The following is a 6,064-nucleotide window of genomic DNA, read 5'->3' as shown; positions in this document are numbered from 1 at the left end:
GTTTTTTAAGCGTATCTCAGATGTCTACGATGAAGAATATCGCATTGCGATGACTGAATCAGAAGGCGACGAAGCCTATGCGTCTTTACCAGAAATGCATCGTTTCGAAGTGCCTAAAAAATGCCATTGGACGGATGTGCGTGAAAAAACCACAAACGTAGGGCAGGCTATAGAAAAAGCACTGCGCGGTATTGAACAGGCAAACCAGGAATATTTATACGGAATATTTGGTGATGCTCAATGGAGCAATAAAAACAAGCTGTCAGATAAATTACTCATTGATTTGATTGAGCACTTTTCTCAATACACGCTGGGTAATGAAAACGTAGACCCCGATACCGGTTCTTATCGCATTACCTTTTAACGACTTCACCGAATTAATTCGCAACATGGTATCGGCATCGATTTTTCCGAGGTTGAACGCTGTTTTCGCAATGCCTTTTAATCCTGCCAGGGCGAGGTTGATACTGTTAACTGCGTAACCTGCTTCGGTAAACGCGGAGCGAATCAGATGCACTTTTTCAAACGTCAAAGTACTCCAGTCGAATCGCTCGATAGGTTTTTGGTGGCCCAGAATGGATGCGCACTGATGCAACAATGTTTTCATTGATTTTCTTCCTGTGGGTGCCAGGCTATCCAAATAAATTGCATAGGCTGATTTAATTTCCGCTTTGAATGTCGATGTAGAAAGTTTGGTTTTCACTGCATGAGTAGCCATAAGGCCTCCTGTTTAAAAGTAATAGAAATCCCGCGATCAATGTGCTTGATCAGGTATAAGTTGATGTGTGAAATGGATTAGAGCGAAGGGAAGGGCACTAGCGGTTTAATGCACATTAAACCGAGTAAAGAATTCCTGGGAATGATATATGCCTGAGATTTTTTACTCTTTGAGTGCGATAAGGCTTAGGGTGGGGCGCTCTGGGGGGGGGGGCAGTTGAGGCTTAAGTGTACGGAAGTATTCCGTACATGTTGATCTAGGGCTGGTTATGGTTGTATTATGACTGTACGGAATGCGTCCGTACAATTTCACTGTGCACGAGGTATCCCATGGCTACATCCCGCTTAGATATGCGCCTTGATGAGCAAATTAAGGCTAAAGCTGAAAAAGCCTCAGTATTGCTAGGCCATAAAAGTCTGACTGATTATGTGGTTAGTGTACTAAATGAAAATTCGACCAAGGTCATAGCTCAATATGAATCTATGACGGTAGAAAATAATGTTTTCGATAGATTTATGGATGCATGTAATAAGGCCAGCAAACCTAATGCAGCGCTGACAAGCGCGATTCAATTTGCCAAAAAACAGGGATTTAAGTGAGCTATACAAAAGAGTTTGTAGGCTTGGATAAAACAATCCATGACAGAGAGTCTTTTGATTGTGGCGAGCCGGAATTAAATAGCTTCATTCGAAGCCATGCTTCAAGACTTATGGATGCGGGCATCAGCAAAACGATGGTGTTGCCTGCATCCTTATCTTTACCGAATGGAAAAGTGCCTATCTGTGCGTTTTATTCCATTGCGCCATCATTAATGAAGCGTGAAGACTTACCCGAAGGGATCGCTAAAAAACTACCTCGTTATCCTATCCCAGTATTTCTTCTCGCGCAGTTGGCTGTGCATAAGGAATTTAAAGGTGTGGGGTTGGGGAAGGTTGCTCTCGTGAATGCGCTTGAATATTTCTACAACATTAGCGCTCATATGCCTGCACATGCTGTGGTGGTGGATTACCTCAATAAAAATGCAGAGAGTTTTTATTTAAAGTATGGCTTCAAGGAGCTGTGTAAATACAACGAGCGCTCCCGATTGTTTATCCCCATGAAACAACTGTCTGAGTTATTCAAATAATTTTTTTTCCGTTGTTTACGAATTTTTATTTTTGACAAGTTGTTTAATAACCAAAATTTTTTTCTCGGTTAATTCCGGTGTGTTGAGTGTAATTTCTTGAAAATCATAGATAGTACAAAGGCATAAGAATGATGTATGTCTGAGATAATCTTCAGCGACTATTGAGGTTGCGCTTCTTACAGAAAATCAAGTTCGTTGCTGGTTTTGTAAAGGTCTTGCAAAGCAGTTGTTTTATCTACTGCCTGACCTATCGCCTTTTCAAGAAATTCTGAATAAGTTGTCAGTATGAGTATTTCACCTGATGGCTGCTCAAGAATAAAAAATGGGGCTTGATCAACGTTGAATTTTTTGGCTAATAGCATGCCAGAAGAATTGCTGTCGCGCTCGTCAGCGATGACAATACTATTAATGATTCCGATATGACCGGATGCCTCCAACTTATGAAGCATTTCCGCGCATTTTTTGCATGGCGATCCATTGGTCAAGATTTTTTTGACTAAGGTAATGGTTTGCATATTTCTTTAAATATCCCGTTTGTTTAGCAGTGTCACCATGTGGCGACCACTATGCGTTGAACTTTGACGAGATAAATATAATGCGGCTTGCCAACGTTGTGGTTGAGTGCCTTGTGCTAAGCAGGCGTTAGCATTTTCGAGGGAGGTGGGGAGGCCCATGCAGTGTCTTTCTGTAGCGGTGATGGTTGAGCGGTGTTGAATTATCCAATTGCGCAAAGCATCGGGGTCAACAGCTGCAAGGCCCGCATCATCCGAGTCTCCTTTTGTTGTGGTGCCGTCGTCATTTTTTGCTGCAAGTTCAGGCAGTACACTTTCCAGGTCAATATTGGTTATGTGTGTAATAGCGTGAGCCGCGAGTCGCACCGTGGTGGGATTTAACCAGGGTGTTATGCATTCCAGCAATCGTTGATCTCCCCTAAAAGCTAGCGCCCACAAACGATTCCTTTGGTGTTGCAATGCGTCACCCGGTAGCGTTAACCATGAGTGAAATTCCTCATCAGAACTGTCAGTTGCCCAAAGTAATAAACTGCGTTTTAACGCATGCTCAGTCAGTAATGGCAAGCTGTCGCGCAATAGTGGTAGGCCATCGTTATAACCCAATAAGCTCAGGCTGTAGCTTGCCTCAAAGCGGCATGCAGAATTTGCATGCGATAACGCATCTTCACAATGCGGAATGAGCGAGTGCAAACCGTGCTCACCAATCGCTGCTAATAAGTTCGCTTTAAATTCTTCATCTGTATCTCTGATGCCTGCATCAATAATGTCAGCAGCAGAGAAGTGAGGGCTATTTAATGCAAACGAGAGTGCAACGCGGCGCAATACCGATTCAGGCGATGACCACCAGTGTGTTAATAGTTGACGTTGTGGTTCAGACAACTGTTGTGGATTTAATTCGAGGCAGGCTGCTGTCGCGCCGTCAATTAGCGATGGTTTTTCTATCAGTATGTTTTCGCAAATGCGTTGTGCTTCGTTGGCATTCTGCGAATCCAGGTTGTGTAACAGCATTAATATTGCGACAAATGTTTCATCGGGCGTTTTCCAGCGTTGTAATTTTGCTATCGCGGGCATTAACGCATGATTACCACTTAATCTTAATCCGTTAATATTTGCGGCGAGGCGGTTTTTATAGCGCTGTACTACGCGCTGATTAGATAAGGGGCACCATAATCGTTGATGGCTACGCGCCCAACAAAATGCAGCGTTTTCTATATGTTGTTCGAGAATGGGCCCAATAATTGGGCGATCTAAAATGGCAGGCATGACAATATCCTTTGTTGGAGTTAAATCCGTGTTGCGACTATAGCGCCACGCGCTTCGCCTGAAGAGGATAAGGAAATCAGTATGGGTGCGTGTGGAATGGACTGCTCTTGTGCGGATTGCCACGCTAGGCCAAGTAGCAAAGGGCCAAACGCTGCGCCAAGATTGCCCGTGCTGTTTGCAGGTTGTAAACGTGCGAATCCCGATGGCATGGACTTGCGTAACAATCGGCTTCTTGCGTAGGCGGTCTCTTCGAAAAAATACGGCTCACTGGTGAGGTCGTTCAGTTCCAGCATGACATCGGATAGTGATAGCTGCGCTTGATCCAGTGCTTGGCGGATAGCCTTAGCCAAACCTTTCCCATAACAAGGTGCATCGCTATAGAGAATAGCTTCTTCCTCTGCACTGCCAATGCCGGTGATGCGTAATTGTGTCTCTGGATTCACATTGGTGTGGTGTTTAATGGAATCTGGATTGGCAACTAAAATGGCTGCCGCCCCTTCGCTTGGAATAAAACCACTGGCATTTTCTGGTGAGATAAGTCGCTCATGTTCGATGGCAAATTGAATATCAGGAACATTCAACCAGCTATCAACACCAACGAGCAAAACAAAAGGGGTATTGTCATTTTCAAGTAATTTGTTCGCTGCCTGCAGTGCTTCAATCACACCAACACATCCCACTTCTGCGCGATAAAAGGGTGTTTGATGTGCCGAGGATAATAATGCGGCATAGGCTTGTTGGCAGTACGTAACTAATTCATCGGTGCGGCCATAGCGTTCGGCCTCACCCAATACCAGCAGTATTGGAATAGGATATTGGCAGGGTAAATTGATTCCGGCATTTAACAAGCACTCTTCAATTGCCATGCGCACAAAAGCGGCCAAGCGTTCGTGGCCGCGCATAGTGGGATTGGGTAAAGTGGGGTGAGCGTTGTATTGAATGGCTGCACCTATGACAGGGCTACCCATATTCATAAATGCGGTGTCTTGAAAATTATCCAGACCTGCATGAATAGCTGCGTTAGTTGTTGCCAGACTCATTCCAACGCTAGTTACTGCGCCAGCTGAAATAATGTTCATCGGCGTGGGCATTTTGGTTGCTGAGAGAGTCACGATAATACTTAATCCTTTTATATTAAGCGGATAAACCGCAATCGCTACAGTTGTCCATCGCGTCAGTGACATCGACCACATCATCAGCGTTGTCCGGCTCTATTGCGCCCGAACAAGTACCTGTTCCCATCACCAAAGAGCGCCACTTACACTGGCTTATTTTTCCTATAGCAATGGTGAGAATTTCATTTAACGAGCGCTTAATAGGGAAGTGTGCACGCCAGAGCAGAGTAAATTCTTCTTTATTAGGATTTAACGTCAGGCAATCAACAACCGGTTTCAGTTTGTGCTGGGTGTGTTGTTTGGTGAGTAGCACCATGGGCATTTCAAGATCGGGCAATAAAAAATGAATGCGCTCACGGGTAGGGTGCAAATTCATGAGCGTGATAGGTTCACCGCCAACAGGAAATGCAATCTGTTGATCTTTAGGAGTGCATTGGAAAAAAGCTTCATCAAAATCTGCAGGTAATAGCGGAAAAGTATTTTCTTTCCAATCATCATCATAAGTTCCCGCACAGGACTGCCGAGGCTCCCAAGAGCGCCCGATAGGACCGAGCGAGTAGGGCTGATAATTTCCATCACACTGCCGAATCGGTTTATCTGGATGTTCCAGATTGGGGATTTTGGTTCCTTTGAGTAAAGCGGTATGTTTTCCTTTCGCATAACCACAGCCCACCGGGTTGGCGGCGTAACTTATCCCGGAGTCTTTTTCATTTTGTGGTGGCAAGCTTCCGCCAAATGCGCGGCTATATGAAATTGGCATTTCGGTAAATAATTCAGGCGCCGATGGGCTAAGCCCGAGGAATCCTTGCCACGTGCGATCACCTACAACACGCAATACTTTTTGGCATTCATTTACGCGCATACCCACCAAGAGTTCAGATACTGGTTGTTGTTGTGGTGCATAGGCCTTTGCGTTTATAACCACATCGCAGCGGGCTTTTCGCAGACCATAATCACTTTCAAATATCGGGCTGGAGAATCCCGGCTCACCTTCAAATACATCCGCTGCATAAATCGGTGTTTGTGTTTTTGCGAGCCTGGGCAAGCTGGTAGCATCCTTGGGGAAATCGTAGGTGGCTTTTACCAGCGCGACTATATATTTTTGCCCTGTTTTATCTATTGCTTGGTGCGTATCCAGCACAAAGGGGCTGCCATTTAACAAATCCATTGTATTGCCTTAATTCAGCTTGACTGATGCGCCGCGAATCTGATTTAACCCCGTCGAATGAGAAGTTATTTTTGTTCCGCGCAATTCGATTTTTCCATCTGCACTCAAAGTGAGTGAGGCCTTTCCGCAAATTGAATGTTTTTTTGTTTTAACATCGATCCT

The 6,064-nt window shown here is 44.8% G+C and carries 8 protein-coding genes; 3 read left to right on the top strand and 5 right to left on the bottom strand.

The genetic code is table 11. From position 1 onward, the window contains the following. A partial coding sequence (locus tag ACWA6V_RS15625) for a type I restriction-modification system subunit M N-terminal domain-containing protein (RefSeq protein ID WP_449523360.1) occupies positions 1 to 364 on the top strand: 364 nt, incomplete at its 5' end. On the opposite strand, the gene ACWA6V_RS15620 is transcribed toward ACWA6V_RS15625, so the two are convergent. Then, the gene (locus tag ACWA6V_RS15620) at positions 272 to 718 is read right to left on the bottom strand and encodes a hypothetical protein (RefSeq protein WP_449523359.1); all 447 of its coding nucleotides are present in this window, start codon (positions 716 to 718) and stop codon (positions 272 to 274) included. The two genes, ACWA6V_RS15625 and ACWA6V_RS15620, sit on opposite strands and share 93 nt — an antisense overlap. Before the next feature lie 329 nt (positions 719 to 1,047). Here ACWA6V_RS15620 and ACWA6V_RS15615 point away from each other — a divergent pair, with 329 nt between their 5' ends. Next, positions 1,048 to 1,317 (top strand): type II toxin-antitoxin system TacA family antitoxin, encoded by a 270-nt coding sequence (locus tag ACWA6V_RS15615; RefSeq protein WP_449523358.1) that lies wholly within the window; start codon positions 1,048 to 1,050, stop codon positions 1,315 to 1,317. Continuing rightward, the gene (locus tag ACWA6V_RS15610) at positions 1,314 to 1,844 is read left to right on the top strand and encodes a hypothetical protein (protein ID WP_449523357.1); all 531 of its coding nucleotides are present in this window, start codon (positions 1,314 to 1,316) and stop codon (positions 1,842 to 1,844) included. Before ACWA6V_RS15615 ends, ACWA6V_RS15610 begins: the two co-directional genes overlap by 4 nt. A 176-nt stretch (positions 1,845 to 2,020) precedes the next feature. Here the strand turns inward: ACWA6V_RS15610 and ACWA6V_RS15605 are convergent, their stop codons facing one another. The 4 genes from ACWA6V_RS15605 to ACWA6V_RS15590 are packed head-to-tail and all read right to left on the bottom strand — an operon-like array spanning position 2,021 to position 5,902. Further along, positions 2,021 to 2,359, bottom strand: coding sequence for a hypothetical protein (locus ACWA6V_RS15605; protein WP_449523356.1), 339 nt, complete (start codon positions 2,357 to 2,359; stop codon positions 2,021 to 2,023). Positions 2,360 to 2,365: 6 nt separating this feature from the next. After that, entirely contained in the window at positions 2,366 to 3,619 is a 1,254-nt protein-coding gene (locus ACWA6V_RS15600; protein WP_449523355.1) for a HEAT repeat domain-containing protein, read from the bottom strand. Positions 3,620 to 3,639: 20 nt separating this feature from the next. Further along, positions 3,640 to 4,803: a hypothetical protein gene (locus ACWA6V_RS15595; RefSeq protein WP_449523354.1), complete on the bottom strand. Its 1,164-nt coding sequence runs from the start codon at positions 4,801 to 4,803 to the stop codon at positions 3,640 to 3,642. Beyond that, on the bottom strand, positions 4,754 to 5,902 hold the full coding sequence (locus tag ACWA6V_RS15590; RefSeq protein ID WP_449523353.1) for a DUF2169 family type VI secretion system accessory protein: 1,149 nt from the start codon (positions 5,900 to 5,902) through the stop codon (positions 4,754 to 4,756). The genes ACWA6V_RS15595 and ACWA6V_RS15590 overlap by 50 nt, the downstream gene beginning before the upstream one ends. Positions 5,903 to 6,064: the final 162 nt, after the last annotated feature.

Source organism: Cellvibrio sp. (assembly GCF_053579595.1).
This window is presented reverse-complemented; position numbering and strand designations above follow the sequence as displayed.

Coding starts and splice junctions, on each gene's coding strand:
- ACWA6V_RS15620 (WP_449523359.1), bottom strand. CDS start 718: ATGGCTACTCATGCAGTGAAAACCAAACTTTCTACATCGACATTCAAA.
- ACWA6V_RS15605 (WP_449523356.1), bottom strand. CDS start 2,359: ATGCAAACCATTACCTTAGTCAAAAAAATCTTGACCAATGGATCGCCA.
- ACWA6V_RS15600 (WP_449523355.1), bottom strand. CDS start 3,619: ATGCCTGCCATTTTAGATCGCCCAATTATTGGGCCCATTCTCGAACAA.
- ACWA6V_RS15615 (WP_449523358.1), top strand. CDS start 1,048: ATGGCTACATCCCGCTTAGATATGCGCCTTGATGAGCAAATTAAGGCT.
- ACWA6V_RS15590 (WP_449523353.1), bottom strand. CDS start 5,902: ATGGATTTGTTAAATGGCAGCCCCTTTGTGCTGGATACGCACCAAGCA.
- ACWA6V_RS15595 (WP_449523354.1), bottom strand. CDS start 4,803: ATGTCACTGACGCGATGGACAACTGTAGCGATTGCGGTTTATCCGCTT.